This window comes from Nitrosospira lacus (genome assembly GCF_000355765.4).
GTDB lineage: Bacteria > Pseudomonadota > Gammaproteobacteria > Burkholderiales > Nitrosomonadaceae > Nitrosospira > Nitrosospira lacus.
The window spans coordinates 1,025,971-1,052,108 of sequence record NZ_CP021106.3 but is presented as its reverse complement, the minus strand read 5'-3'; the positions used below and the strand labels follow the sequence as shown (position 1 = coordinate 1,052,108).

Genomic DNA, 26,138 nt, shown 5'->3' with positions numbered 1-26,138 from the left:
TAATCACAAATAGTCATATAAAAACCATTTTTTATAACTTCATATACGCTCGATAACAGCGTAAATTCTCGCTTATGAATTTTCAGCAATTAAGAATTGTACGCGAAACGGTTCGGCAAAACTTCAATCTGACCGAGACGGGAAAGGTGCTGTTTACCTCTCAATCGGGCATTTCCAAGGGGTTGAAAGAACTGGAGGATGAGCTTGGCGTCGAGATTTTCTCTCGTTTCGGCAAGCGGCTGGTCGGGTTAACCGAGGCAGGGAGTGATCTTCTGAAAGTGGTGGATCGCATACTGCTCGACGCCGAAAATATCAAGCGTGTGGCTTTGCAGTTTTCAGGACACAAGAGGGGAAACCTGACGGTTGCAACCACCCACACGCAAGCCCGCTATGTCCTCCCGGATGTCATTAAATGCTTCATGCTGGACGTGCCCGAGGTTCATCTCTTCTTGCACCAGGGAAGTCCCAAGGAAATCGCGGAGCTGCTCCTTAGCGGCGATGCGGACATTGGCATTGCCACAGAAACGCTCGCCCAGATCCCGGATTTGATCAGCTTCCCCTGCTACGAATGGGAACATGGGGTGATCGTTCCGAACGATCACCCTCTTCTGGCGCTGGACAACGTGACGCTGGAAGATTTAAGCAAATTCCCCGTGATTACCTATCATCCTTCATTCACCGGCCGATCTCATGTGGATCACGCATTCCGTAAAGCGAATCTTGAACCGGATATTGTCATTACGGCGATGGATGCCGATGTTATTAAAACCTATGTAGGGCTTGGGCTGGGGATAGGCGTTGTCTCATCTCTTGCGTTCAGCACAGAGCGCGACGTGTCGCTGGCCCTTATTCCCGCAGGTCATTTGTTTGGGTCCAATTTTGCTCGCATTGCCGTGCGGCGCGGACACTATCTGCGCGGGTTTGCCTACGATTTCATTGAGAGACTGGCACCGGATTTAACCGAATCCGCCTTAAGGTCAAAAATATATGCTTGAGCACCGATATATTCCGGAATGCGAGGAACAGTCCGGATTTACCCTGCTGGAACTGTTGGTCGTGCTCGTCATTCTGGGCATGCTCGTCGGGTATGTCGCACCCAAGTATTTCGCCCAGCTTGGCAAATCGGAAGTAAAGACCGCCCGTGCCCAGATCAATTCCCTGGAGAAGGCGCTGGATCAATATCGCCTCGATGTAGGCCGTTACCCCACTGGCGAGCAGGGGTTGGCGGCACTGAATGTTCGGCCGGCAGCCGAGCCGAAATGGGCTGGGCCTTACCTCCAGAAGGCCGTTCCCAATGATCCATGGGGGCGGCCTTATCTCTATAAGGCGCCGGGCGAGCACGGCGAGTACGACTTGTCTTCCTTGGGCAAGGACGGCCAGCCCGAGGGCGATGAAGAAAGTCTGGATATCGTCAATTGGTAAGATGCGATATACCGTTCGCGCCCTCTCTGCCGGTCAGTTGATATCGCTGGACCTTGATGCTCCGCACGAAGAGGATGCCACCCGGCAAGCGCAGAGCCAGGGATACGAAGTCATCTCGACGGAAGCACGGCCCGATAAGCTGCGCATGGGAAGAGCCGGGCGATTTCCATTGCTGCTGTTCAGCAGGGAACTGTATGCGTTGATGAAAGCCGGGCTCGGCCTGATCGAATCACTGGAAGGCATTGCCGAAAAGGAGCATCGTCCTGAAGTACGCGCCACGTTGCAAGGCATACTCGATGCCCTGTACGCAGGCCAGACATTCTCCGCCGCGCTGGCGAGCCATCCCAAGCAGTTCCCGCTCCTTTATTCGGCCATGATACGTGCCAGCGAAAGAACCGGTGATTTGCCGGAGGCGCTCATGCGCTATATCGGCTATGAGCAACAGGTGGAAATGCTCAAAAAGAAACTGGTTGCCGCATCGATCTACCCATTTCTCCTGATAACGGTCGGCGGCCTCGTCATCCTGTTTCTGCTTGGCTACGTGGTGCCGCGATTCTCCCAGATCTACGCGGATGCCGGAGCCTCACAATCCTGGATGTTGCGCATGGTGCTGGCCTGGGCGGGATTGATCGATCAGCATGGAAACACCCTCCTCATATCCGCGCTTGTTTTTATTATCGCCATGGGCTACGCACTGTCGGTACGGGAAGTGCGCGGCTATCTCGTGGGACTGCTATGGCGCCTCCCCATGATTGGTGAGCAGATGCGAATTTTTCAGCTGGCACGTTTCTACCGCACCTTGAGCATGCTGCTGGTGAGCGGCATCACGGTATCGCAGGCACTGGAAATGGCGCGTGGACTGCTGGCCGTTTCCTTTCACGTCAGCCTAACCCGCGCCAGCGCGCTGATCCGTGAAGGCCGTGCCATTTCTGAGGCAATGGAAGCGGCCGGACTGGTCACCCCCGTATCGTTGCGCATGCTCCGGGTTGGAGAAAAAAGCGGTGAAATGGGCCCCATGCTGGAACATATCGCCACGCTGCATGATGAAGAAATCGCGCGCTGGCTGGAATGGTTTACACGCCTGTTCGAGCCGCTGCTGATGATTTTTATCGGACTTGTGATAGGCATTGTGGTACTCATGCTGTACATGCCTATTTTTGAGCTGGCGGGTAGCCTGCAATGAGCATCCCGTCAGCTGTGGTGACACTTTTCTCGCCTCAGGGAATTGCGGAGGCCCGCTTGCTGGCACAGCGCAGCGGACGTTCGGTGGTAGACGTGCTCGAAACCAATTCCGAGCTGGATACCGCTCATTTTGTCGCCGAGCTCGCGCGAGCGGCACGCTTGCAGGCGATGGACATGGCGGCCCTGTATGCGCTAAGTCCGGCTTTCGACATCATGAATTTCACGCTTGCGACCCGGCATGAGTGCCTCCCGTTGCGCGCTCCGGGGAAACGACTGCGCCTGGTCGTAGCCGATCCGTTTCATATTGAATTTTTTGACTGGGCGATGGAATGCGTACATGAACCCTTCGATCTCTACCTGGCCCATCGCGCGGATATTCTGGCATATCTGGCGCGTCACGAAGAGAGTCTGCACGCGATGGACGGGGCCTTGCTGACTGCGGCGGAAACCGGAAAAGCTCACGCCGGCGATATCGAGCATCTCTCGCTGAAAAGTATTAACGCGGATGCCAGTCCGATCATCCGGCTGGTCAACTCTACGTTGTACGACGCACTTAAAAGTGGAGCCAGTGATATCCATATGGAAAGCGTAGCCTCGGGGCTGGTCATCAAATATCGTATTGATGGCGTTCTCGCACAGGTCGGCGCCATGCAGGGCGCGGAGATGGCCGAACAGGCGGTGTCTCGGGTGAAAGTCCTGTCAGAACTGGATATCGCCGAGCGCCGGGTGCCACAGGATGGCCGCTTCAAGGTGATGATGCAGGGGCGCGACGTGGATTTCCGGGTTTCAATCATGCCCAGTATTTACGGAGAAGATGCCGTATTGCGGGTGCTCGACCGTAAATCGCTGTCGGACCAGGCCACCGGCCTGTCCCTGGTACAACTAGGTTTTGATGATTACATCATTGAAGGCTTTCGCCAGCTCGTCAGCGAACCTTATGGCATGGTGCTGGTCACTGGCCCCACCGGTTCCGGTAAGACCACTTCGCTGTATGCGGCGATCAGCGAAGTGAATCATGGTCATGACAAAATCATCACCATCGAAGACCCGGTCGAATACCAGTTGCCCGGTGTGCTGCAAATCCCCGTCAATGAAAAGAAGGGGCTGACCTTTGCGCGGGGTTTGCGCTCCATCCTGCGGCATGACCCGGACAAAATAATGGTGGGTGAAATCCGTGACGCGGAGACCGCCCAGATCGCGGTGCAGTCGGCACTGACCGGGCACCTCGTTTTCACCACGCTGCACGCCAACAACGTGTTTGACGTGATCAGCCGCTTCCTGCATATGAATGTGGAACCTTACAGCCTGGTAGCGGCGCTCAACGGCGTCATGGCCCAGCGCCTGGTACGTCTGGTATGCCCGCACTGCGTTGAAGACTACGAGCCTTCCGCACAACTGCTGGCAGCATCCCGCTTGCAGCCGGAAACCACAAAAAGTTTCCGCTTCCGCCGCGGACGCGGTTGCGGACATTGCCGCGGCAGCGGGTATCGAGGCCGGAAAGCGGTGGCGGAATTGCTGGCTCTGGATGATGAACTCAGGGAAATGATAATCGCCCGTGAGCCATTACGGAAACTCAAGGACGCGGGACGCGCGCGCGGCATGAAAAACTTGCGTGAGGCGGCGTTGGCAACCGTGGCCCATGGAAAAACCACTCTCGAGGAGATCAATCGTGTCACATTTGTGGCGTAACCGGCTTGTTCTGGCGATCTATCCGGATCACGTGGCATGGCTGCAGGCAGCCGGGGGCTTGCATTCACGCGTCACCGCCAAGGATACGGTTTCGTGCGCCGTGGACAAAGCCCCATCCTGGCAAGGTGCACTATCCATGCTGCCCGAGATCTTGCGCACGATGCGGACAGGCGGGATGCGGGTTACAGCGGTGCTTTCCAATCGCCTGTTGCGGTATGCAATTGTTCCCAATCCGGATAGCGCGCGCAGCCGGGAAGAACTGGGGGTACTTGCACGCCATGCCTTTGAGCGCGCGCATGGCGATGCCGTCGCCGATTGGGATATCAGGTTGAGTGATGCCGCGCCCGGCCGTCCCGCTCTGGCAAGCGCCGTAGACCGCGAACTCGTCGTCACTCTGCGCGATACAGTTACTGCAGCAGGTGCACAGCTGATTTCGATTCAGCCGTACCTGATGGCCGCATTCAACCATCTGGGTCGCATCCCGCAGGCTCAAGATGGAGTATTCGTGCTGGCCGAGCCGGAGCGGCTGAGCCTGCTGGCATGGAAGCAGGCGGGCTGGTGCGGAGTGCAGCAGGTTTATGCAACGGATGATTGGCCCGCCAGCCTGTACGGCATACTGGACCGATTGACTATCACCGCTGGACTGCATGACCATCATTTCTTCCAGCTGTGCGCGCCGGAGCTGGTCGACGGAGAATCCGTTGATCTCGTACCCGCGGCAAATGGCTGGACAGTCGAAATGGCTGCCCCGGCATGGCCCTCAGGGTTGACGCCAATCCAGGACCGGGTCTTTGCGGGCGCCATGCTGGCGTTGTCCTAATGGAGCAGTATGCATGAAAATCCATCTCGATCACGCCAAGGCTCAGCATGCCTCGCCATCCTGGGTGTGGGGACTGTTGCTGTCAGCCCTGCTACTCTTTTCCGCCACCGGTTGGGAGTACCTCCGGCTGGAGAGCGAACGCACAAATCTGCAATCGCGGGTGCAAAATGATCCCCATGCAGGTCGCACCTCGAATGCGCCGCCTTCTCCTGAAATTCAGAAAGCCATGCAGGAACAGGTCCGCCAGGCCAACACCGTGCTGAGCGAACTGGGCCGCCCGTGGCCAGCACTGTTCTCGATACTGGAAGAAACCGCCCGGCCGGAGATCGCGCTGCTGGCGATACGCCCCGATGCCGCCAAGGGACGTTTACGTATCGCGGGCGAGGCACGCCGGCTCGCCGATGCGTTGGACTATACGCGCAAGCTGGCGGCCACCGGGCAAATGAGTGACGTGGTTCTCGAAGAACACGAAGTGGTCGCTTCGGATCAACAAAGACCCGTGCGTTTCGCGCTAAGCGCACGGTGGGCGGGCTGATATGGACGCGATAACGTGGCACGCCAGGCGTCTGATGCGCCAGCTCGGCCCGGCGGGACTGGCCGGAATCACGCTCCTGGCAGCGACTTTGACTATCCTGCTGGCCGGCGTACTTCCCCTGCGCGGCGAGATCGATAGCCTGCGCATGGAATTGGCCGCGCGTCCCTTGAAATCCCGCCCGGTTATCCCGGTTTTGCCGCCGGATCAGATTCTGGCAAAGGAACTCGCCCTATTTCAGGCGAGATTTCCCACGGTGGATGAGCTTCCCAACGAATTGGACGCGCTGTTTATATTGACCAAGGATAAAGGGCTGGAGCTGAATAAGGGGGAATACGCGCTAGTGGAGAAAACGGGTGGAGCCTTGCGGCGCTTCGAGGTCACGCTGCCGGTAACAGGCACTTATTCGCAGATTCACGGCCTTATTCTGGATGTGCTGGAGAAACTTCCCTCGACGGCACTCGCAGACATAGTATTGGAACGAGGAAAGGTGGCGGAAGGACAGGCCGCGGTCATCCTGCGTTTTGTATTTTTTGTGAGAAAACGCGCATGACATCAGCATTCATCAGGCGTCGGGCAGCCATGGCGGCGGCCTTAGCCATCACAGCATGGCTGGCCATTCAGGTCGATGACCAGGAAGAGGAAGGAGTGATCAAGCTTGCGCATTCAACCCAGCGGACGACTGATCGCGCCAAAACTGCCCCTTCGGATGCCACCGTGTACGGAACGGCATCGCAGGAGTTATCCATTGGCTTGAACTGGGGCGCGCTGAGCGGACGTACCCGCGTTGTTCAGGAACAAAACGGCCAGTCCGCGGATTTATTCAGGCCGCATGACTGGCATGTGGCTTCCAAACCCGCTGAACCGCCAGCACCACCTCCCAGGCCGGTCGCCCCGGCGCCCCCATTTTCCTATCTGGGAAAACTGGCGGGCAGCCCGCAGGGAACGACATTTTTCCTGACCGAAAACAATAAAGTGTATTCCGTCGTAGCCGGCCAGAATATCGACAATTTCTGGCGGCTTGACGCAGAGGACGCCACTTCCTTGAATCTTACCTATTTACCCCTGGGACAGCCACAGACGCTCCTTAAAACCGCCAGGCCCACCATACCCGTCGAAGATGGTAATCAAGGAGCTTTTTAATGAATTTCACCTTCGGGACCCCCAGCCTGGCTGCCTGCCTCGCCTGCGTACCGGTACTCATGATCTCCGCTTGCGCCTTCGCGCCCTGGCAAAAAGACGGCGTACCGGGCGACACCCCCGAGGAACGGATGGCCAATGCACAGGTCGCGCGCGAGGCGAAGCCGGAGGACATGCCCACGCGAAGGGATTTTCATGTCACGCATGAACGGGCCATCTATGAATTGCTGCAGGAGGCTGACCGGGCATTGCGCGAAGGACGAACTGCTGACGCGGAAGCATTCTTTGCTCGCGTGCTATTGGCGGAACCCGCCAATGCGCGTGCCCTGGCAGGCCAGCTTGCGATAGCGAGCGAACGCAGATATGCCGGCCAGGTAGAAGAGGCGCGCCGCCTGTTCAATGCGGACAATCTGGATGCGGCGCAGGCACTGGTGCGAGCAGTATTGCTGGAAATGCCATCCCATGCCGGCGCGCTTGAATTACAGGGGGAGATTCGCCGCAAGCAGGAGTTTGTGCGTAATGAACCTCCTCGCCTCAAGTCGCCCTTCGACCAGCCCGTTTCGCTGGAACTGCGTGACGCCAATATCAAGATGGTATTCGAAGCGCTTTCGCGTACCACGGGGATCAACTTCATCCTGGACAAGGACATCAAACAGGATGCCAAGGCGACAGTATTTGTTTCACATGCCCGCATTGAGGATGCCATAGAAATGGTACTGGCGACCAATGGCTTGCAGAAAAAGGCCTTATCCGAAACTACCGCGCTGGTGTTTCCCAATACGCTGCAGAAACTCAAGGATTATCAGGATTTGATGATCCGCAGTTTCTTTCTCACCAATGCCAGCGCCAAGCAGATAGCGGCGCTGCTCAAGACCATGCTCAAGAGCAAGGATGTTCATATCGACGAGCGTCTCAACATGCTGGTGATTCGCGATACTCCGGAGGTGATCCGCATTGCCGAAAAACTGGTGGCCGCCAACGACATGGCGGACCCCGAAGTCATGCTGGAAATGGATGTGCTGGAAATAAGCCGCAGCCGCTTGCAGGAACTGGGAATCAAGTATCCCACCACGTTGACCAGCAGTGCGGGGCTTACTTTGAGCACATTGACCGCTAATCTTGGTTCGGTTCCACTCGATTTTCTGAACATCGACAGTAATCCCGTAGCGAATTTCAAGAAAACCGTAGGGAATATCAACCTGCTTTCCAATCCACGTGTCCGTGTACGCAACAACGAGAAGGCCAGGGTACAGGTGGGCAACAAGGTGCCGCTGATAACCACCAACGTGGCCGGCACGACCGGTACGTCATCGGAAAGTGTCCAGTATATCGATGTGGGGCTCAAGCTTGAAGTGGAACCCCGCATCGCCCTGGATAATCACGTCCACATCAAGGTGGCGCTGGAAGTCAGTTCGCTGGGAATCGCCACGACTTTAAGAAACGGTTCCCAGGTTTTCCAGATCGGCACCCGCAATGCGACCACGCTCTTGCGACTGAAGGATGGCGAAACCCAGGTGCTGGCCGGTCTGATTTCGGACGATGAACGCATGAATGCGAGCAGGATACCAGGACTGGGCGATCTTCCGATGCTGGGACGGTTATTCGCCAACCAGGAAGATAAAAAAGACAAAACGGAGATCGTTCTCGCCATCACGCCGCGTATTCTGAATAACATTCGCCGTCCGGAATCGGAGCTTTCGGAATACTGGTCCGGGACGGAACTGAGCATTAACGACCGGCCGCAGATCGTTGTTCCAGGCGCTGGGGGAAGTGGCACCGGACGTAACCCGCCTCAGCGCCAGTTTTCTCCCCCCATAGAACAATCAGTGTCTCCGGATGGGTCTCCGGATCAAACGCAAACTCCCCCACCGCCTGCCAATCCGCCCACGGATAATTCCAATCCCCCGGGCGGGGGACAATCTCAACCTTTCACCGACCCATTCAATTCTCCGGTCAATATCCGATGAAAGGTTTTACCCTGATCGAACTGGTAGTGACGGTGACTATCGTCGGGATCCTTGCCATGGCGTTGCTACCGCTCGGCCAGTTGAGCGTCAAGCGCATGAAGGAAGCAGAATTGCGCGCCGCGTTGCGCGACATCCGGACAGCGCTGGATGCTTACAAAAAAGCAGCCGACGAAGGCCGCGTGGAAAAAGCGGCGGAGTCCTCGGGTTACCCCGCTTCACTGGATGCGCTTGCACAAGGCATACCAGATGCACGCGATCCGAAGAAGCGGCTTATACGATTTTTGCGCCGCGTGCCGCGTGATCCGATGAATCCTGACACGCAGGCCAGTCCGCAGGAGACATGGGGCAAGCGCAGTTATGAAAGCGCACAGGACTCTCCCCAGGCCGGTGACAACGTGTTCGATGTCCATTCCCTCAGCCGGAAAACCGGACTGAACGGTATCGCCTACAACGAATGGTGATGAACCGCCGCACATTTTCAGGTTTCACGCTGATCGAATTGCTGGTGGTGCTGGCGATTCTGATGCTCCTGCTGACGGTGGCTGTACCCCGTTATTTCAGTGGCGTGGATCGCGCCAAAGAGGCCGCGCTGAAGCAGAATCTTAGCGTGATGCGTGAAGCCGTGGACAAATTCTACGGTGATCAGGCACGCTATCCCTATACGCTGGAAGAGCTGGCGGAGCGCAAATATATACGCAGCATACCCGTGGATCCCGTAACTGAAAGCGCAAAAACCTGGATTATCGTTCCGCCGTCGGACGATACCCCGGGCAGTGTGTACGACCTGCATAGCGGCGCCACCACTCTCGCCATGGATGGATCCAGCTATGGTGACTGGTAGGTATGATGCCAGGCATCAGCGGGGATTCACTTATCTGGGACTGCTGATGTTTGTCATTATCTCCGGCATTGCTCTCGCCTCTACCGGCCAAGTCTGGCATGCCGAAGCGCGGCGGGAAAAAGAACGGGAACTCCTGTTTATCGGCGAACAGTTTCGCAAAGCCATAGGGAGCTATTACGAAAACACCCCGGGCGGGGTCAAGCACTATCCGCTCACACTGCACGAGCTGCTGGATGATAAGCGCTTCGTCAAAACGCGACACCATTTGCGCAGAATCTACCGTGATCCGATTGCCGGGACAACTCAATGGGGATTGGTCAGGGAACAGGGTCGCATTACCGGGGTGTACAGCTTATCCACCACCAAGCCATTCAAGCAGGACGGATTTTCCCGTGAATTTGTCGAATTCACCAACGCCGAAAAATATGCGGATTGGCGTTTTATCTACACACAAAACGCAGCAGCTTTATCCGCTGTAGCGGCAACCCAGCCACCAGGGAATGCCGGAACAACTCCGCCGGATACGGGTCGGCCCAAACCAGGCGGCCCTTCCGGCCCTGTCGCACCGACAAAACCGGGCAACCGCTTCGCGTTGTGCGGAAGTCAGCTTGCCATCGAAAATACGCAATGCCGGGAAAGTTGCGGGGATTTGACCGGACCGGCCTGCCATGCCTGCTTTGCCGCCGCATCAGGTGCTCACCGGACTTGCTTGCGTAATTAGCCGCAGTACTCCCAACGACAGACTGGAAATGACGGGGATACAAATCATCATCGGCATCAAAGTGCTTGAATGGGGGTGAATTGCCACCTTTTTTAATGGCTTTTAACACTTTTAACACTTTTAACAATGACAAATTGATCACATTTTCGAAATCTTTCCTTGACAGACACTATGGTAACTTGCACTTCACCCACAATGCATGCCCAGTTTTAATGGTTCCAGTGTGCCCAGCGGTCTTGCAGGTGAAAAGTGGGGGGTTCAGATAGTTAATTTTATTATAAGAGGAGTGTAACGATGTCAATCTCCAGTAAAGAATGACATTGTACTACAGGCGTCTTTTAACGAATTCTCGGTGGAGGGGCAGTAGAGTATTAATGATCAACATACTATTCAAAAGGAGCTCATTATGTACAACTTTGCTATTACTATCCTGGCGCTTAGTCTAACCTTCTCCTATTCATCTATTTTGGCGCAAACAACCTCATCCGATAATGTGCAGGATAAACCATGGGTTCCACAAAAACTCACTCCTGTGCCTCCCGCATCAGAAATTTTTACGATGGGGGGTATTTCCGCAAAGGACACCCCCCCTGTTCCCGTTCCAGGTATGAGAAAAATTATGCCAACTTCAACTCCATTTGTATGGCGTTGGATCAAATGGAGCTCATACGAGTGTGATGTTGCATGGGACCAGTCCTGTTCCGGCTCGGAAACGATTGAGGCTCCCGTAGGGTGGCAGGCTTGCAGGATAATTTATAATTTAACTTATGAAGGTGGTCATCGAACGAGCAAGGGTTTTTCGGCTGAGGGCTGGTATACCGATGATCGGCAATCGCCAGATAGATTTCGTCATTACCGGGTTTCTATCTCCGCGAATGGTAGTGGCGTTCCTTTTGATCAAGCAGGGGCAAAAATTCGTTTAGAGAATGTAGGCATGGACTTGATTTCAGCTGATGCAGACAACGCCGGGCGGTACGCAGCGGGCTGCTATATGCCGCCACACGACTAGCGTCTTCTTAAGTTCTCCTTATCCTCCTTTTTTTTGAAGGGTAAGATCGGGATTATGTGGAGCTCTCATTCACGCCCTAAAACTCGCATTACGGAGTGGAAAGCAATACCCGCATTATCAATAATTGGTTAAAAGACCCCTACGTCGTTACTGGCTTTGCGTACCGTCAGTTGCACTGAAAACGAGGAGCCCCCAAGCTTTTAAGTTTATTGCTTATGATGCTAGCTTTACGGTCGGACTCAGCCAAGCAAAACGTAATTCTTATTCCAATAAGTAACGGCAATACAATTAATATCACTTACCAAATTTTGCATTAATGCGTACGTATTAACCAGAAAATTGGTTTAAATACCTCAAAAATTACGTGGCGGTTTTTGCAGTTATGTGCACACTACCCCAAGTCGGGAGAAATATATGCTAGAGGATCTAAGTATTCGTCATGTGCCGACAATATGCATTTATTGCAAAGGAACAGGGCGAAGCCGTAGTAATCTCAGAACCTGCATAGGATGCAAGGGAATAGGTACTTATCTCGTTGTGCGACCCATTGCGGGAGCGCCTCTATTGCAAAGGATCAGGTCGAAGCCGTCGTAGCCGCAGCACTCGCATAGCATGCAAGGGGGCGGACCGGTTCCGAGGTCATCAATACGGGGGAGCATGCAAAAAAAACCGGGGAAGGCGCCTAGAGAGGTAAAGACACGATTCGCGCTTTAAAGCACGCTAAGCCGCTGCGGCGAAGTCATGTATACGGGTCGAAACTGATCTGGCCCGAGGGTCGGATGTATCCCATTGGTAGTTGCCTGTCAGGTTTATGTGAGCCCAGCCCAGATCGGATGCGCTCATTGTGCTTGCTCGCTCGTAATTCCTCTCTCACTTGATATATGAACCAAGCCCACCGTCGCACCGTTTGCAAGCAACTCCATCATCGCAGGGAAATTGGGAAAATTACGCCCGTATTCATCGTCGTCAAACTTTTTTTCCCTTCTACAATCTGTCGAAGACCTATCCTTCCAATTATTATGCATTCATTTAGGAATACGATATGAAGTATCTTTTTTATTCGTTCAATGTTGACGTCGATGCAACCCCCTATTATTAAGTGAATTCGCCCTGACCTGCTCCCCGTAATCAGCTACACGCGCTGCGGTAGAATCCTGGGTTGCAAATTGATGTTTGGCCGCAAATTCGGCTGGCGTGATATTGCCAAGGAAACTGTGTAGCCATGTCGAATTGTAATTCTTGCGCCACGCGTCGATGAGAACGCGTGCTTCATGCAAGGTCAAGAACCAATGGTCGTTGAGAAATCATCCCGGAATCGACCATTAAAGCTTTCAATATAGGGGTAGTGTGCACATAGCTGCAAAAACCGCCATGTAATTTTTGGGGTAGGTTCGAGTATCAAAACAGAGCTGTCCCCATCGTTTGAACAACGACCTGAGTATTTTAATTGGAATCTCTGCTGATTCTCACGCTGCCAGTTTAACCGTCGGTAACGTCACGGCACAAGCTTCATCAGGTGTTTTCTTTTCCAGGCCCGAATGCGGTCTGGCTCGATTGTACCAGTCCATGTATTGCATGATCGATGCTCTGGCCTCAGTGACCGATTATAGGCGTGCAAATACACCTGCTCGTACTTCACCGATTTCCACAGGCGCTCAACGAACACATTATCTCTCTAGGCCCCGCGCCCATCCATGCTGGGAAGATTGTTGTTGTTTTCGTGAAAACAGTCGGCGTTAACTGCATAGCAGAAGGGCTATGCGAACTCCTCATATGAGAAAAAGAGATAAACAAATCAAATCTTATTAGTTCCTTGCATAAGGGGGCACTGGTAACTTCCATTCCGTCAATGCTCCTCTGGTTTAGTTTAAGGACCCGTCACCAAGCGGTGCCTTTCTTATCCCTGACAGGTAGCCAAACAGGATTACAAGAAAGCATGTTTTTATTATATGGGTTGTCGGCTTGTTGCTGATCGGCGCAGCACAAGCGAAACGACGACGCAGACGACCTGTCCGGAATACCGGGAGAGTCATTTTGGAAAAAATCAATGAAACGCTATTGTCAAATCGCGCTTGCATTCGCGATCAGTGCATTCCCTATAAGTTCGATTCAAGCGGAGGAACTCAGCACACCCTCGGGCAAATCCTGGGTAATCCAACAAAGAGCGCAGCAGATAGGCCAAGCAGGAACATCGGCTGCAGATAAAGAGCCAGTCAAATCAGCAGAGGGGAACTTCAAATGGGCGATCAAGCCGGGACATCAACCTGCTGAGCCACCTCCTCCAAGACCGGCCATGAATACGGATCGCGAGTATGACTGGTGGGAGCAATCCGCTACCAAAGCGGAAGCAGTTCCAAAACCCACAAGCTATCACCGGCGTTCCAACAGCTATGCCACTAATCCCGACACCGATCCACCTAGATATGTGCGTCGGTTGAGCGACATCGGCATTGAGGCATTCAAGCACATCACTTGGCTGGATATTGGCTTTGAGTTCCGGACCCGCTACGAAATGCGTCACAACGACATCCGCCGGGTTGAAGGCGGATTCGACAACCCTTTCTTTCTGCGCTCCCGCGCCTATTTAGGCATAAGAGAAATCATCGATCCGTTTCGTGGCGCTGTCGAATTTCAGGATTCACGAGTCTACAATAACAGATTTCCGACGACTGATCAGGAGTACAACCCCTATGACCTGATCCAAGCATACGGCGAATTATATTTCAAAAACGCGCTAGGTGAAGATGATCGCAAGCAGAACCGGCCGCTTAGATTCCGGGTAGGGCGCATGGCCTACGAAACGCTGGACCGGCGTTTTATCGCGCGCAATGAATGGCGCAATACCACCAATACCTTCGAAGGCTTTCGCTTGAACCTGGGTCGGGAAGCAAATGACTGGGAAATCGATATGTTTGGTATGCAGCCGGTCAAACGTCTGCAAACTGAATTTGACAGACGCAACGATCACCTGTGGTTTTTTGGTGCGATTGGCCACTGGCGTAAGTGGTCCGACATTATCACGCTGCAGCCATACTACATGGGGCAGTTGCAAACGGCTGATCCCAATGGCCGTACTGCAACAAACCAGCTCGCCCGGGAAATTCACATGCCGTCGCTGCGTGGCTATGGCAAGATTGGAAATTGGCTGGATTACGATATCAATTTCAGCTATCAATTCGGTACTAATGGTGCCCAGCAGCACGACGCGTATGGTTACACTACGGAAGTAGGGCGGAACTTTAATTACGCCTGGAAACCGCGTCTGAGTGCTTTTTATGGTTATGCTACCGGTGACCGGAATCCCAACGACAATGTGAATAATCGTTTTGACCGTTTCTTTGGTTTTGCACGCCCCTGGTCGGCGGATCATTACGTCATCTATGAGAATATCAAGGCTCCCAAAATCAGGTTTGACCTTCAGCCGACCCAAAAGCTGGGATTAGAAGCCGGCTATAGCTGGTTCTGGCTGGCCAGCAGCACGGATCGTCTTTTCGACTCCTTCGATGGCAACATCAGTGTCGTCAGGGATCCCGGTTTCAATAGGGATAGAACCGGAAGGAGTGGAGATTATGTGGGAAGCGCGGTGGAACTGCGCTTGCGCTATCAGCTCACGTCTCGGATTAACACCACGTTCGGCTATACTCATTTTACCGCCGGCGAGTTCGTAAAAAACAGAATAGCGGCGCATCCTGACGATATCGTCCAACGCTCAGGCAACACCGACTTTTTCTACGTCGAAGTGTTAATGAGTGCATTTTAAGTAAATCTCGCATGCGTTACTTGCCATTTCCATCGAGATCAGGCCTACACAAACTTTCTATATGAGAAAAAGAGATAAACAAATCGAATCTTATTAGTTCCTCATATAGGAGGGAGCTGGTAACTTCTACTCTGTCGATTATCCTCCGCTTTAATTCAAAGGCACCTGCCACTCGGCGGTGCCTTCTCATTATTCGGAGCAGCGGCCAGATAAAACAACGGAGAGAGCAGTGAAATACTATTGGCGAATCGCGCTTGCATCCGCAATCAGCACATTACCCGTAAGCTCGATTCAGGCGAGGGAAAACAACGAGCCAATGGGAGAATCTCGGGTGACAACCCAGCAAGTGGCGCAGCAATTGACACAGGCCGGGATATTTGATTCAGATAAATGGTCGATAAAATCATCAGACAATAATTATAAATGGGTAATACCGCCATCGGGTAACCCTGCGGCATCGGATAAACCGGCTATCCCGCTTGCTGCCAAACCGGAAGCCAGCAAAAAATCCACGAGCTATTTTAAACCTGCCAGCAGCTATTCCACACAACCGGAGTCTGATCCACCCAGATATGTAAAGAATCTGAGCAAGACCGGTATTGACGCCTTCAAAGACATCACCTGGCTGGATGTTGGCCTGGATCACCGTACCCGGTATGAGTTTCGGAGTAACGATATACGACGCACCGACCTCACGCTTGACCAGCCTTTTTTACTACGCTCACGGGCATATATTGGAATAAGGGAACTTCTCGATCCATTTCGCGGCGCGATCGAATTTCAGGATTCCCGGCGCTACAACGGCAAATTCCCGCATGATGACCGTGATTTCAACGACTACGACCTGATCCAGGGATATGGTGAACTGTATTTCAAGCGCGCGCTGGGTCAAGACGATCGGAACCAGGACCGTCCAATCAGGTTTCGGATAGGCCGTATGGCCTATGAGGCCCTGGACCGGCGTTTGATCGGCCGTAACGAATGGCGCAACACCACCAATACTTTCGAAGGCTTTCGCATCAACCTGGGCCAGGAAGTGAATGACTGGGAAGTTGATTTATGGGCCTATCAACCTGTTAAACGCCTGCTGACCACTTTCGATCAGCGCATCGAAAATCAGTGGTTTTACGGGGTTATTGGTCACTGGCGCAAGTGGTCGGACATTATTACGCTCCAACCATATTATATGGGCCTCGCACAGGACGGCAGCAAGATGTCGGGGCAAATCGACCGCGAAATCCACGCACCCGCCCTGCGTGGCTATGGGAAGATAGGCAATACCAATCTGGATTATGACTTCAACCTGATCTACCAATTCGGCAGAAACGGTTCGGAGCGACATGAAGCGCACGGTTATACGCTCGAGACGGGATACACCTTCAAACACGACTGGAAACCGCGCATCAGCGCCTTTTATGGCTACGCAAGCGGCGATCGTAATCCCAATGACAACATCAGTAACCGGTTTGAACGCTTCTTCGGTTTCGCGCGGCCCTGGTCCGCGGACGACTACATTGTCTTTGAAAATATCAAAGCGCCTAAAGTCAAACTTGAGTTCCAGCCGGGCAAAGATTTGCGTATAGACGGCGGCTACAGCTGGTTTTGGCTCGCCAGCAGCACTGACCGCTTTAACAATCTGCTTGATGGCAATAACAGCGCGATTCGGAATCCAGGTTTCAATCGTGATCCGACCGGAAGGAGTGGCAACTTCATCGGACATGCTTTTGATATCCGTGCCCGTTATAAACTGACGGCGAATATCGACACCACTGTGGGCTATTCGCACTTTGTCAGCGGCAACTTCACGCGTAACAGGCAGATAGCGGCACTTGGCAGAAGTCCGGGAAGCTCCAATTTTTTTTACGCTGAAGTAGTAGTCAGCGCTTTTTGAGCGGCGCTTGATTAATTTATTTACTATCAAATCAGAGGAAAAATGAAAATCAAAACATGGCTGACAACAGCCTTGCTAGCGAGTTTGTTAATCAACGGCAATGCTTTCGCGGACAGGACGTTACTTAATGTTTCCTATGATCCCACGCGTGAACTTTACCGGGAGTTCAATGAGTCATTCATAAAACAGTGGCAGGCAAAGACCAATGAGAAAGTGGCCGTGAAGCAATCCCACGGCGGCTCTGGCAAACAGGCGCGCTCCGTGATCGACGGTCTCGAGGCGGATGTGGTGACGCTCGCCTTGGCCAATGACATCAACGCCATCGCGGAAAAGGCCAAGCTGCTGCCGGAAGACTGGCAGAAGCGATTTTTGCGCAACAGCACGCCTTATACCTCGACCATCATTTTTCTGGTGCGCAAAGGCAACCCCAAGGGGATTAAGGATTGGAACGATCTGGCCAGACCCGGTGTGGCTGTGATTACACCCAATCCAAAAACCTCCGGGGGTGCGCAATGGAATTATCTGGCGGCATGGGAATTTGGCAAGCGAAACTTTGGTGAGGCCAGAGCAAAAGAATTTGTCGCCGACATCTACAAGAATGTTCCGGTACTTGATTCCGGTGCGCGCGGCTCAACCACGACTTTCGTCGAGCGGGGTGTCGGTGACGTATTCATCTCCTGGGAGAACGAGGCATTCCTTGCAGTCAAGGAGTACGGTCCCGACAAGTTTGAGATCGTTGTGCCGTCACTCAGCATACTCGCGGAGCCGCCGGTCGCGGTGGTGGACAAAGTGGTGGACAAGAAGGGTACGCGCGATCTCGCCGAAGCCTATCTTCAGTATTTATACTCGGATGAAGGCCAGGAGATCGCCGCAAAGAATTTCTACCGTCCCACAAACGCCAAGATCGCCGCGAAATATGCCGGCCGGTTTGCCGCCATCAAGCTGTTCAAGATCGATGATGTGTTTGGCGGCTGGAAGAATGCGCACAAGCTTCACTTTGCCGATGGCGGAACGTTTGATCAGATTTATCAGAAATAACATCCGTTGGCGCGAGGGCGCCACCATATAATTCAGGAGCCAGCATGACTGCATTGATCGTGGGTGGAGACTACATACAAACCTTGAAGCGGGAACTCCTGGCGCACGGCCTGGCCGACGTCGAACACTGGGATGGCAGACAGTCGAGATTTACCAAGCGTACAATGCCCGGTAGCGCCAGACTGGTGGTGATACTGTACGATTACGTCAGCCACAGCGTATCGAATGCCTTGAAGCAGCAGGCGAATAAAAATGGCGTGCCCCTGGTGTTCTGCAAAAACTCAACACATGAGCTGCGCAGAAAGCTGGAAAGTATGGAATTAAGCGAGCCTCCTTGTCGTGGCAGCGACGCGATCCGATTCCTGATACTCATCGTTGGACAATGGCGCTGCCTGGCAGCTTCGGTTATCTTAATGCCCGAACAAAGGAAAGAGCACCGGTATGGAAACAAGGAATGCACATGATGATGAATTGGTGCGGGTCCAAGCGACCACTGATCATCGGTTACAGCGTTCAGAAGATGGCTGGGTAATCGGGCATTTCTTCAACAACCGGCTGTCAAGCGTCTTTCAGCCGGTTGTTGGCGCAAATGACCGGCGGGTTATCGGACACGCCGCTTACATTCGTTCGGGGCCGGACCATAAAGACGTGCTGCCCCCATGGGGCATTTTTGCGTTGGCGGCGGAGGATGCCCTGCTGGTCAAGCTGGATCGTTTGTGCCGCACGTTGCATGCGATCAATTATTTTTGTACGGCATCCGGGTCGGGCAATCTTTTTGTCGGTGTGCAGCCACGTCTTCTGGAGAGCGTCAAGGATGATCATGGCCGCGCATTTGCGGAAGTCCTCGATCTCATCGGGATAGCCGCTTCGCGCGTGGTTATTGAAATCCCGGCCGAGGTGAATCGCGACTGGAGGCTGCTCAGGCATGTGATCGGCAACTATCGCTCGCGCGGTTATCGGATCGCAGCGAATCACAGTGGGACAAATGGTGGCTGGATGTCGGAGCTAGGGAATTTGTATCCAGACATCGTTCGGGTGGATGCATCCACCCTGCTGCAAAATGACAGAACAGATCCGCTACTGAATACCGTTCGTCGCTTCGGCGCCGCTTTGCTGGTACGGGATATCGAGACCCGTCGGCAGATGGTTGCCGCGGTTCGCACGGGCGCTGATCTATTGCAGGGCCGGTTCCTGGGGAGGCCGGCGCGTTCGATCGAAATCGACAGGCCACCTGCCGCCGCTGGCGGGTTTCATGCGGGACTCAGGTAAAAGGCACACGCTCGTAAAAACTGAACCCATAGGAGTTTTAAGTTGAGCACATTCAAGCAACACAGCGTTCTGCCAGGATTCAATCTGGCGCTCGGATTCACCCTGCTTTATTTGAGTCTTATCGTGCTAATCCCGCTGTCCGCCGCATTTATCCGTACGACCGCGTTGACATGGCCGGAGTTCTGGACGACGGTGACGACGCCGCGCGTAGTGGCTTCCTATCGATTGACCTTCGGTGCTTCGTTCGCGGCTGCGCTGGTCAACGCCGTATTCGGCCTTCTGGTTGCATGGGTGCTGGTGCGCTATCGCTTTCCGGGCAAAAAATTGGTGGACGCGCTCGTGGATCTTCCGTTTGCGCTGCCAACGGCAGTGGCTGGCATTGCATTGACCGCGCTTTACGCCGGAAATGGCTGGATCGGTCAATTTTTCGAGCCATTCGGCATTAAAATTGCATTTACACCCATTGGCGTTTTTGTCGCACTGACTTTTATCGGTTTGCCGTTCGTGGTGCGTACGGTGCAACCGGTACTCGAGGATATCGAATCGGAACTGGAGGAGGCGGCGGCAACACTGGGCGCCAACCGGCTGCAGACTTTCGCGCGGGTGATTTTTCCCGCGCTTTTTCCAGCGTTGATGACGGGTTTTGCGCTGGCGTTCGCGCGCGCGATCGGCGAGTACGGGTCGGTTATTTTCATTGCCGGTAACATGCCCATGGTTTCCGAGATTACGCCGCTTCTGATCATCACCAAGCTTGAGCAATATGACTACGCAGGCGCCACCGCACTGGCGGTGATCATGCTGGTGATTTCGTTTGTGATGCTGCTGATCATAAACCTGCTGCAATGGTGGAGCCGCCGGAGCATTTCCACATGAGAACCTATCAATGACTGCCATCGCTTTGCCGGTACCCGCCGAGATACGCCGTAGAGCAACGACAGATGAACCCGCGTGGGTTCGCCGGACATTGATCGGGCTGGCGCTGGCGTTTCTGACACTGTTCCTTTTCATACCCTTGATTTCGGTCTTCTATGAGGCGCTGAAGAAGGGTGTAGACGTCTACCTTGCCGCTATTACGGAGCCGGACGCAGTGGCTGCCATCCGGCTTACCCTGACCGCCGCGGCGATCGCAGTGCCTCTCAACCTGATATTCGGCATCGCGGCAGCATGGGCTGTTGCCAAATTCGAGTTCCGCGGCAAGAATCTGTTAATCACGCTGATTGACTTGCCTTTCTCGGTATCTCCCGTGGTTTCGGGATTGATTTACGTGCTCATCTTCGGCTTGCAGGGTTGGCTGGGACCATGGCTGGCGGAAAATGATATCAAGATCATATTCGCGGTACCCGGTATTGTGCTCGCCACCACTTTCGTGACGGTCCCGTTTATCGCCCGTGAACTGATTCCGCTGATGCAGGCACAGGGTACCGAGGAGGAGGAGGCGGCGGTGGTACTGGGCGCCAGCGGCTGGCAGACATTCTTCCGTGTCACACTTCCGAACGTCAAGTGGGGTCTGCTATACGGCACCATTCTTTGCAATGCGCGGGCAATGGGTGAATTTGGCGCGGTATCGGTAGTTTCCGGCCACATCCGTGGCAGTACCAACACCCTGCCGCTTCACGTCGAAATTCTTTATAACGAATATAACTTTGCGGCTGCATTCGCCGTGGCGTCGCTCCTGGCATTGCTTGCATTGGTGACGCTCGCGCTGAAGACATTCGTTGAGTCCAGAAATGAGCGTCACCAGGGGAATGTCGATGAGCATTGAAATACGCGGTCTCTCCAAACAATTCGGAACTTTCGCCGCACTGCGCGATGTCAGCCTGGAAGTACATTCGGGTGAGTTGCTCGCATTACTTGGCCCCTCGGGTTCCGGGAAAACCACTCTGCTACGCGTGATTGCGGGGCTCGAAGTAGCGGATACCGGTCAGGTATTGTTTCAGGGTGCGGACGCGACCGGGCAGCATGTGCGCGATCGTCAGGTCGGTTTTGTATTCCAGCACTATGCGCTATTTCGCAATATGACGATTTTCGAGAATGTCGCATTTGGATTGCGTGTGCGTCCAAAGAGTGTACGCCCTGCGGATGCGGAGATTCGTGATCGCGTGCACAATTTGCTTAAGCTGGTACAACTGGACTGGTTAGCCGACCGTCACCCGCATCAGCTCTCCGGGGGCCAGCGTCAGCGCGTGGCGCTGGCGCGGGCGCTGGCGGTGGAACCAAAGGTGTTACTGCTGGACGAGCCCTTTGGGGCGCTTGATGCCAAGGTACGCAAGGAGCTGCGTTCCTGGCTGCGCCGACTTCATGACGAAATACATATCACCAGCGTGTTCGTTACCCATGATCAGGAAGAAGCGCTGGAAGTGGCAGACCGCGTCGTGGTCATGAATGAAGGCCGCATCGAGCAAATCGGCACGCCGGACGAAGTGTATGAGCAACCCGCGAGCCCTTTTGTCTATGAATTTCTTGGGAAGGTGAATCTGTTTCATGGCCGGTTGCACCGCGGACGCGCCTGGATAGGCGAAATTGAAGTCGATGCACCCGAGCATTCCGAAGCCGAGGAACTAGCCGCTGTTGCGTATGTGCGCCCTCACGATATTCATGTCGACAGGGTGATTCACGACGGCGGAGCGCTGGCGGCGCACGTGTCTCACATTCTCTCGATCGGCCCGATAGTCCGTCTTGAATTGACTCGCGACGACAGCGACGGACAGGAACTGATCCAGGTCGAAATCACAAAGGAGCGCTTTCGTGAATTGCAACTGGTGCGAGGCGATCAGGTTTTTATCAAGCCTTCTCGTTTTGATCTGTTCCCCAATCAGGTGCATTGAACCTAATCCCGCGGTTAACTACTCATTCTTCGGTTTAGCATCATGATCCACAAAGACTTTTTGCGCTACTCATCTTCACCTTTGTAGTGAGTGTACTATGGGGTGAATTTAGGTTAAATATAGTTAGCCTTACTCAGGTAACGTACTTCCGATTTTGATTTCACTCGTGCGCTTATACACAATAAAAAAGCCCCAACTCTTACGAGTTGGGGCTTTTTTATTGTAGGTGCCTGGCAGTGACCTACTTTCGCATGCGAATGCACACTATCATCGGCGCGACTTCGTTTCACGGCCCTGTTCGGGATGGGAAGGGGTGGGTCCAAAGCGCTATGACCGCCAAGCGTAACTTTAATCATGGCAAGCGGGACACCAATGGATCTTGGTTGTCTAATCGCCAGCCACGTTCTGGAAGAAGTAAATTGGGTAGATCGTATCCGGGCAAACACTTCATCCGGCATTTTGGTGGATATGGGCCGATTTTCGCCCTTGCACTCCACTTCCATGCCTGATGCCTTACTTAAGGTTATAGGATCAAGCCGCACGGTCAATTAGTATCGGTTAGCTTAACACATTACTGCGCTTCCACACCCGACCTATCAACGTCGTGGTCTTCGACGAACCTTTAGGGAGGTTTAACCCCCGGGAAGTCTCATCTTGAGGCGAGTTTCCCGCTTAGATGCTTTCAGCGGTTATCTCTTCCGCACTTAGCTACCCGGCGATACGACTGGCGTCATAACCGGTACACCAGAGGTGCGTCCACTCCGGTCCTCTCGTACTAGGAGCAGGTCCACTCAAACTTCCAACGCCCACGGCAGATAGGGACCAAACTGTCTCACGACGTTTTAAACCCAGCTCACGTACCACTTTAAATGGCGAACAGCCATACCCTTGGGACCGGCTACAGCCCCAGGATGTGATGAGCCGACATCGAGGTGCCAAACTCCCCCGTCGATATGAACTCTTGGGAGGAATCAGCCTGTTATCCCCGGCGTACCTTTTATCCGTTGAGCGATGGCCCTTCCATACAGAACCACCGGATCACTATGACCTGCTTTCGCATCTGCTCGACTTGTCAGTCTCGCAGTCAAGCACGCTTTTGCCATTGCACTATCAGCACGATTTCCGACCGTACCTAGCGTACCTTCGTACTCCTCCGTTACACTTTGGGAGGAGACCGCCCCAGTCAAACTGCCTACCATACACGGTCCCCGATCCAGATAATGGACCTAGGTTAGAACCTCAACAACATCAGGGTGGTATTTCAACGTCGGCTCCATGAGCTCTAGCGAGCCCACTTCAACGCCTCCCACCTATCCTACACAGATATTGTCAAAGTCCAATGTAAAGCTACAGTAAAGGTGCACGGGGTCTTTCCGTCTAGCCGCGGGGAGATTGCATCTTCACAAACATTTCAACTTCGCTGAGTCTCAGGAGGAGACAGTGTGGCCATCGTTACGCCATTCGTGCAGGTCGGAACTTACCCGACAAGGAATTTCGCTACCTTAGGACCGTTATAGTTACGGCCGCCGTTTACCGGGGCTTCGATCAAGAGCTTGCACCCCATCACTTAACCTTCCGGCACCGGGCAGGCGTCACACTCTATACGTCCACTTTCGTGTTTGCAGAGTGCTGTGTTTTTATTAAACAGTCGCAGCCACCATTTCTTTGCAACCCCCTTCCGCTTCACGCGCGAGGCGCTACACGTACCGGGGGCACACCTTATCCCGAAGTTACGGTGTTAATTTGCCGAGTTCCTTCTCCTGAGTTCTCTCAAGCGCCTTGGAATTTTCATCCCGCCCACCTGTGTCGGTTTGCGGTACGGTCTTCATTCAACTGAAGCTTAGTGGCTTTTCCTGGAAGCAGGGTATCACTCACTTGGCGCCCCGAAGGGCGTTGCGTTATCACGCCTCAACTAAGCCGCCCGGATTTGCCTGAGCAGCACGTCTACACGCTTGAACCGGGACATCCAACACCCGGCCGAGTTAACCTTCTCCGTCCCCACATCGCATTGAACAAAGGTACTGGAATATTGACCAGTTTCCCATCAGCTACGCATTTCTGCCTCACCTTAGGGGCCGACTCACCCTGCGCCGATGAACGTTGCGCAGGAAACCTTGGGCTTACGGCGAGGGAGCCTTTCACTCCCTTTATCGCTACTCATGTCAGCATTCGCACTTCCGATACCTCCAGCAGCCTTCTCAAGCCACCTTCGCAGGCTTACGGAACGCTCTCCTACCATCTACACTTGCGTGTAAATCCCTAGCTTCGGTGCACAGTTTGAGCCCCGTTACATCTTCCGCGCAGGACGACTCGATCAGTGAGCTATTACGCTTTCTTTAAAGGATGGCTGCTTCTAAGCCAACCTCCTGACTGTTTTAGCCTTCCCACTTCGTTTGCCACTTAACTGTGTCTTTGGGACCTTAGCTGAGGGTCTGGGTTGTTTCCCTTTCGACACCGGACGTTAGCACCCGATGTCTGTCTCCCACGCTCGCACTCTTCGGTATTCGGAGTTTGCCATGGGTTGGTAGGCCTAAACGGCCCCCTAGCCATAACAGTGCTCTACCCCCGAAGGTGATACGTGAGGCACTACCTAAATAGTTTTCGGAGAGAACCAGCTATTTCCAGATTTGTTTAGCCTTTCACCCCTACCCACAGCTCATCCCCTAATTTTTCAACATTAGTGGGTTCGGACCTCCACGAGGTGTTACCCCCGCTTCATCCTGGCCATGAGTAGATCATCTGGTTTCGGGTCTACACCCAGCAACTAAACGCCCTATTAAGACTCGCTTTCGCTGCGCTTCCCCTATTCGGTTAAGCTTGCTACTGAATGTAAGTCGCTGACCCATTATACAAAAGGTACGCAGTCACGGAACAAGTCCGCTCCCACTGTTTGTATGCATGCGGTTTCAGGGTCTATTTCACTCCCCTCCCGGGGTTCTTTTCGCCTTTCCCTCACGGTACTGGTTCACTATCGGTCGATTACGAGTATTTAGCCTTGGAGGATGGTCCCCCCATATTCAGACAGGATTTCTCGTGTCCCGCCCTACTTGTTCCAATCCTAGTTCCACACTCAAACTTTCGCCTACGGGGCTATCACCCACTATGGCCCGACTTTCCAGACGGCTCGGCTAGTTCGAGTGCTAAAAATTGGAGGCTGTTCCCATTTCGCTCGCCACTACTTTGGGAATCTCGGTTGATTTCTTTTCCTCTGGCTACTTAGATGTTTCAGTTCGCCAGGTTCGCCACGCTTGACCTATGTATTCAATCAAGGTTGACCCTTGCGGGCCGGGTTTCCCCATTCGGACATCTCCGGATCAATGCTCGTTTGCCAGCTCCCCGGAGCTTTTCGCAGGCTTCCACGCCCTTCATCGCCTGTAATCGCCAAGGCATCCACCACATGCACTTATTCGCTTGATCCTATAACCTTAAGGGCTCGGGAATCGGAAATCGGAACCGAAGGCCGGCTAAAAAATGGCCCAATCCTGAAATCTATTCCAAACCAATTGGTTACAGGTGTCTGCTCGCACTGTATCCGACTAAAAATACAATGCGTCGATACAATCTAACCCATTATTCCGCATCCCCCAAACGCAAAGCCAAAAAAAGCTGCGCATTCATCGAATACGGAATATTTTACTTCTTCCAAATTGTTAAAGAGCACCGGGAAAAACAGTACGAAGAACAAAGATTGATGCAAGGTTCTTTGCTTACTTCCTTCCGCTAATCCCGAAATACAGCCGCTGGTTAAAAACCAGAAGTAAACGCTTTCGTTTACTTCTATTTTCTAAGAATACGTCATTCCTAATCGCAGAATTGGTGGAGGTGAACGGGATCGAACCGATGACCCCCTGCTTGCAAAGCAGGTGCTCTCCCATCTGAGCTACACCCCCGTTAGCTGGTGGGTCTGGGTGGATTTGAACCACCGACCCCACGCTTATCAAGCGTGTGCTCTAACCAACTGAGCTACAGACCCTGAACAGAGCTCAAAAATAAGGGCCAGGGCTTCTCGTTTTTCCAGCCCCCACGCCTGAG

General features: G+C 53.6%; 21 protein-coding genes, 2 tRNA genes, 2 rRNA genes and 2 pseudogenes. 21 read left to right on the top strand and 6 right to left on the bottom strand.

Annotated elements, in window-relative coordinates; genetic code table 11:
• The first annotated feature begins 74 nt into the window (after window positions 1–74).
• The 13 genes from EBAPG3_RS04695 to EBAPG3_RS14920 all read left to right on the top strand — a co-directional run bounded on the left by EBAPG3_RS04695 (window position 75) and on the right by EBAPG3_RS14920 (window position 11,323).
• Window positions 75–995, top strand: coding sequence for a CysB family HTH-type transcriptional regulator (locus tag EBAPG3_RS04695; protein WP_004175017.1), 921 nt, complete (start codon window positions 75–77; stop codon window positions 993–995).
• Complete coding sequence (gene gspG / locus EBAPG3_RS04690; RefSeq protein ID WP_004175014.1) at window positions 988–1,422, top strand: type II secretion system major pseudopilin GspG; 435 nt, start codon at window positions 988–990, stop codon at window positions 1,420–1,422. The genes EBAPG3_RS04695 and gspG overlap by 8 nt, the downstream gene beginning before the upstream one ends.
• A 1-nt stretch (window position 1,423) precedes the next feature.
• On the top strand, window positions 1,424–2,605 hold the full coding sequence (locus EBAPG3_RS04685; protein WP_004175012.1) for a type II secretion system F family protein: 1,182 nt from the start codon (window positions 1,424–1,426) through the stop codon (window positions 2,603–2,605).
• Window positions 2,602–4,293, top strand: coding sequence for a GspE/PulE family protein (locus tag EBAPG3_RS04680; protein ID WP_081607227.1), 1,692 nt, complete (start codon window positions 2,602–2,604; stop codon window positions 4,291–4,293). Before EBAPG3_RS04685 ends, EBAPG3_RS04680 begins: the two co-directional genes overlap by 4 nt.
• On the top strand, window positions 4,274–5,113 hold the full coding sequence (locus EBAPG3_RS04675) for a hypothetical protein (protein WP_004175009.1): 840 nt from the start codon (window positions 4,274–4,276) through the stop codon (window positions 5,111–5,113). Before EBAPG3_RS04680 ends, EBAPG3_RS04675 begins: the two co-directional genes overlap by 20 nt.
• A 13-nt stretch (window positions 5,114–5,126) precedes the next feature.
• Window positions 5,127–5,648 carry a PilN domain-containing protein gene (locus EBAPG3_RS04670; protein ID WP_004175007.1) on the top strand — a complete coding sequence of 174 codons (522 nt, stop codon included), beginning with the start codon at window positions 5,127–5,129 and terminating at the stop codon, window positions 5,646–5,648.
• Window position 5,649: 1 nt separating this feature from the next.
• The gene (locus tag EBAPG3_RS04665) at window positions 5,650–6,198 is read left to right on the top strand and encodes a hypothetical protein (protein WP_040851253.1); all 549 of its coding nucleotides are present in this window, start codon (window positions 5,650–5,652) and stop codon (window positions 6,196–6,198) included.
• Entirely contained in the window at window positions 6,195–6,788 is a 594-nt protein-coding gene (locus EBAPG3_RS04660) for a hypothetical protein (protein ID WP_051048907.1), read from the top strand. The genes EBAPG3_RS04665 and EBAPG3_RS04660 overlap by 4 nt, the downstream gene beginning before the upstream one ends.
• A complete protein-coding gene (locus EBAPG3_RS04655) occupies window positions 6,788–8,752 on the top strand; it encodes a secretin N-terminal domain-containing protein (protein ID WP_004175004.1) in 1,965 nt (654 codons plus the stop codon). The genes EBAPG3_RS04660 and EBAPG3_RS04655 overlap by 1 nt, the downstream gene beginning before the upstream one ends.
• Entirely contained in the window at window positions 8,749–9,213 is a 465-nt protein-coding gene (locus EBAPG3_RS04650) for a type II secretion system protein (RefSeq protein ID WP_004175003.1), read from the top strand. The genes EBAPG3_RS04655 and EBAPG3_RS04650 overlap by 4 nt, the downstream gene beginning before the upstream one ends.
• On the top strand, window positions 9,207–9,593 hold the full coding sequence (locus EBAPG3_RS04645; protein WP_004175002.1) for a type II secretion system protein: 387 nt from the start codon (window positions 9,207–9,209) through the stop codon (window positions 9,591–9,593). Before EBAPG3_RS04650 ends, EBAPG3_RS04645 begins: the two co-directional genes overlap by 7 nt.
• Window positions 9,580–10,314 carry a type II secretion system protein gene (locus EBAPG3_RS15300; RefSeq protein WP_004175001.1) on the top strand — a complete coding sequence of 245 codons (735 nt, stop codon included), beginning with the start codon at window positions 9,580–9,582 and terminating at the stop codon, window positions 10,312–10,314. The genes EBAPG3_RS04645 and EBAPG3_RS15300 overlap by 14 nt, the downstream gene beginning before the upstream one ends.
• Before the next feature lie 406 nt (window positions 10,315–10,720).
• Window positions 10,721–11,323 (top strand): hypothetical protein, encoded by a 603-nt coding sequence (locus EBAPG3_RS14920; RefSeq protein ID WP_151898863.1) that lies wholly within the window; start codon window positions 10,721–10,723, stop codon window positions 11,321–11,323.
• A gap of 1,064 nt (window positions 11,324–12,387) precedes the next feature.
• Here the strand turns inward: EBAPG3_RS14920 and EBAPG3_RS04635 are convergent.
• Together EBAPG3_RS04635 and EBAPG3_RS04630 are read right to left on the bottom strand one after the other, a co-directional pair.
• Window positions 12,388–12,662 (bottom strand): annotated as a pseudogene (locus EBAPG3_RS04635) (integrase core domain-containing protein); the annotation flags it as partial.
• A gap of 127 nt (window positions 12,663–12,789) precedes the next feature.
• Window positions 12,790–13,022: pseudogene (locus EBAPG3_RS04630) on the bottom strand (integrase core domain-containing protein); the annotation flags it as partial.
• A gap of 594 nt (window positions 13,023–13,616) precedes the next feature.
• On the opposite strand from EBAPG3_RS04630, the gene EBAPG3_RS04625 reads away from it, so the two are divergent.
• From EBAPG3_RS04625 to EBAPG3_RS04590, 8 genes are all read left to right on the top strand, one after another.
• Window positions 13,617–15,083 (top strand): alginate export family protein, encoded by a 1,467-nt coding sequence (locus tag EBAPG3_RS04625; protein WP_227869270.1) that lies wholly within the window; start codon window positions 13,617–13,619, stop codon window positions 15,081–15,083.
• A gap of 229 nt (window positions 15,084–15,312) precedes the next feature.
• Complete coding sequence (locus EBAPG3_RS04620) at window positions 15,313–16,974, top strand: alginate export family protein (protein ID WP_004174990.1); 1,662 nt, start codon at window positions 15,313–15,315, stop codon at window positions 16,972–16,974.
• Window positions 16,975–17,016: 42 nt separating this feature from the next.
• Complete coding sequence (locus tag EBAPG3_RS04615) at window positions 17,017–18,012, top strand: sulfate ABC transporter substrate-binding protein (protein WP_004174987.1); 996 nt, start codon at window positions 17,017–17,019, stop codon at window positions 18,010–18,012.
• Between the two features lie 44 nt (window positions 18,013–18,056).
• Window positions 18,057–18,476: a DUF2325 domain-containing protein gene (locus EBAPG3_RS04610; protein WP_004174986.1), complete on the top strand. Its 420-nt coding sequence runs from the start codon at window positions 18,057–18,059 to the stop codon at window positions 18,474–18,476.
• Window positions 18,454–19,281 carry an EAL domain-containing protein gene (locus tag EBAPG3_RS04605; RefSeq protein WP_004174984.1) on the top strand — a complete coding sequence of 276 codons (828 nt, stop codon included), beginning with the start codon at window positions 18,454–18,456 and terminating at the stop codon, window positions 19,279–19,281. The genes EBAPG3_RS04610 and EBAPG3_RS04605 overlap by 23 nt, the downstream gene beginning before the upstream one ends.
• Before the next feature lie 42 nt (window positions 19,282–19,323).
• Window positions 19,324–20,154, top strand: coding sequence for a sulfate ABC transporter permease subunit CysT (cysT, locus tag EBAPG3_RS04600; protein WP_004174982.1), 831 nt, complete (start codon window positions 19,324–19,326; stop codon window positions 20,152–20,154).
• Between the two features lie 10 nt (window positions 20,155–20,164).
• Window positions 20,165–21,043, top strand: coding sequence for a sulfate ABC transporter permease subunit CysW (gene cysW, locus EBAPG3_RS04595; protein WP_004174981.1), 879 nt, complete (start codon window positions 20,165–20,167; stop codon window positions 21,041–21,043).
• Window positions 21,033–22,106, top strand: a complete 1,074-nt coding sequence (locus EBAPG3_RS04590) for a sulfate/molybdate ABC transporter ATP-binding protein (RefSeq protein ID WP_004174979.1) — start codon at window positions 21,033–21,035, stop codon at window positions 22,104–22,106. Before cysW ends, EBAPG3_RS04590 begins: the two co-directional genes overlap by 11 nt.
• 228 nt (window positions 22,107–22,334) lie before the next feature.
• Here EBAPG3_RS04590 and rrf read toward each other — a convergent pair.
• The 4 genes from rrf to EBAPG3_RS04570 all read right to left on the bottom strand — a co-directional run bounded on the left by rrf (window position 22,335) and on the right by EBAPG3_RS04570 (window position 26,079).
• Window positions 22,335–22,447, bottom strand: a 5S ribosomal RNA gene (gene rrf / locus EBAPG3_RS04585).
• A gap of 186 nt (window positions 22,448–22,633) precedes the next feature.
• A 23S ribosomal RNA gene (locus EBAPG3_RS04580) occupies window positions 22,634–25,523 on the bottom strand.
• A gap of 397 nt (window positions 25,524–25,920) precedes the next feature.
• Window positions 25,921–25,996, bottom strand: a tRNA-Ala gene (locus EBAPG3_RS04575).
• 6 nt (window positions 25,997–26,002) lie between these two features.
• A tRNA-Ile gene (locus EBAPG3_RS04570) sits at window positions 26,003–26,079 on the bottom strand.
• Window positions 26,080–26,138 lie beyond the last annotated feature (59 nt).

What these genes read in the sequence shown, in the direction of transcription:
- EBAPG3_RS04695 (WP_004175017.1), top strand. Translation starts at nt 75, where the DNA reads ATGAATTTTCAGCAATTAAGAATTGTACGCGAAACGGTTCGGCAAAAC.
- gspG (WP_004175014.1), top strand. Translation starts at nt 988, where the DNA reads ATGCTTGAGCACCGATATATTCCGGAATGCGAGGAACAGTCCGGATTT.
- EBAPG3_RS04685 (WP_004175012.1), top strand. Translation starts at nt 1,424, where the DNA reads ATGCGATATACCGTTCGCGCCCTCTCTGCCGGTCAGTTGATATCGCTG.
- EBAPG3_RS04680 (WP_081607227.1), top strand. Translation starts at nt 2,602, where the DNA reads ATGAGCATCCCGTCAGCTGTGGTGACACTTTTCTCGCCTCAGGGAATT.
- EBAPG3_RS04670 (WP_004175007.1), top strand. Translation starts at nt 5,127, where the DNA reads ATGAAAATCCATCTCGATCACGCCAAGGCTCAGCATGCCTCGCCATCC.
- EBAPG3_RS04665 (WP_040851253.1), top strand. Translation starts at nt 5,650, where the DNA reads ATGGACGCGATAACGTGGCACGCCAGGCGTCTGATGCGCCAGCTCGGC.
- EBAPG3_RS04660 (WP_051048907.1), top strand. Translation starts at nt 6,195, where the DNA reads ATGACATCAGCATTCATCAGGCGTCGGGCAGCCATGGCGGCGGCCTTA.
- EBAPG3_RS04655 (WP_004175004.1), top strand. Translation starts at nt 6,788, where the DNA reads ATGAATTTCACCTTCGGGACCCCCAGCCTGGCTGCCTGCCTCGCCTGC.
- EBAPG3_RS04650 (WP_004175003.1), top strand. Translation starts at nt 8,749, where the DNA reads ATGAAAGGTTTTACCCTGATCGAACTGGTAGTGACGGTGACTATCGTC.
- EBAPG3_RS04645 (WP_004175002.1), top strand. Translation starts at nt 9,207, where the DNA reads ATGGTGATGAACCGCCGCACATTTTCAGGTTTCACGCTGATCGAATTG.
- EBAPG3_RS15300 (WP_004175001.1), top strand. Translation starts at nt 9,580, where the DNA reads ATGGTGACTGGTAGGTATGATGCCAGGCATCAGCGGGGATTCACTTAT.
- EBAPG3_RS14920 (WP_151898863.1), top strand. Translation starts at nt 10,721, where the DNA reads ATGTACAACTTTGCTATTACTATCCTGGCGCTTAGTCTAACCTTCTCC.
- EBAPG3_RS04625 (WP_227869270.1), top strand. Translation starts at nt 13,617, where the DNA reads ATGAATACGGATCGCGAGTATGACTGGTGGGAGCAATCCGCTACCAAA.
- EBAPG3_RS04615 (WP_004174987.1), top strand. Translation starts at nt 17,017, where the DNA reads ATGAAAATCAAAACATGGCTGACAACAGCCTTGCTAGCGAGTTTGTTA.
- EBAPG3_RS04610 (WP_004174986.1), top strand. Translation starts at nt 18,057, where the DNA reads ATGACTGCATTGATCGTGGGTGGAGACTACATACAAACCTTGAAGCGG.
- EBAPG3_RS04605 (WP_004174984.1), top strand. Translation starts at nt 18,454, where the DNA reads ATGGAAACAAGGAATGCACATGATGATGAATTGGTGCGGGTCCAAGCG.
- cysW (WP_004174981.1), top strand. Translation starts at nt 20,165, where the DNA reads ATGACTGCCATCGCTTTGCCGGTACCCGCCGAGATACGCCGTAGAGCA.
- EBAPG3_RS04590 (WP_004174979.1), top strand. Translation starts at nt 21,033, where the DNA reads ATGAGCATTGAAATACGCGGTCTCTCCAAACAATTCGGAACTTTCGCC.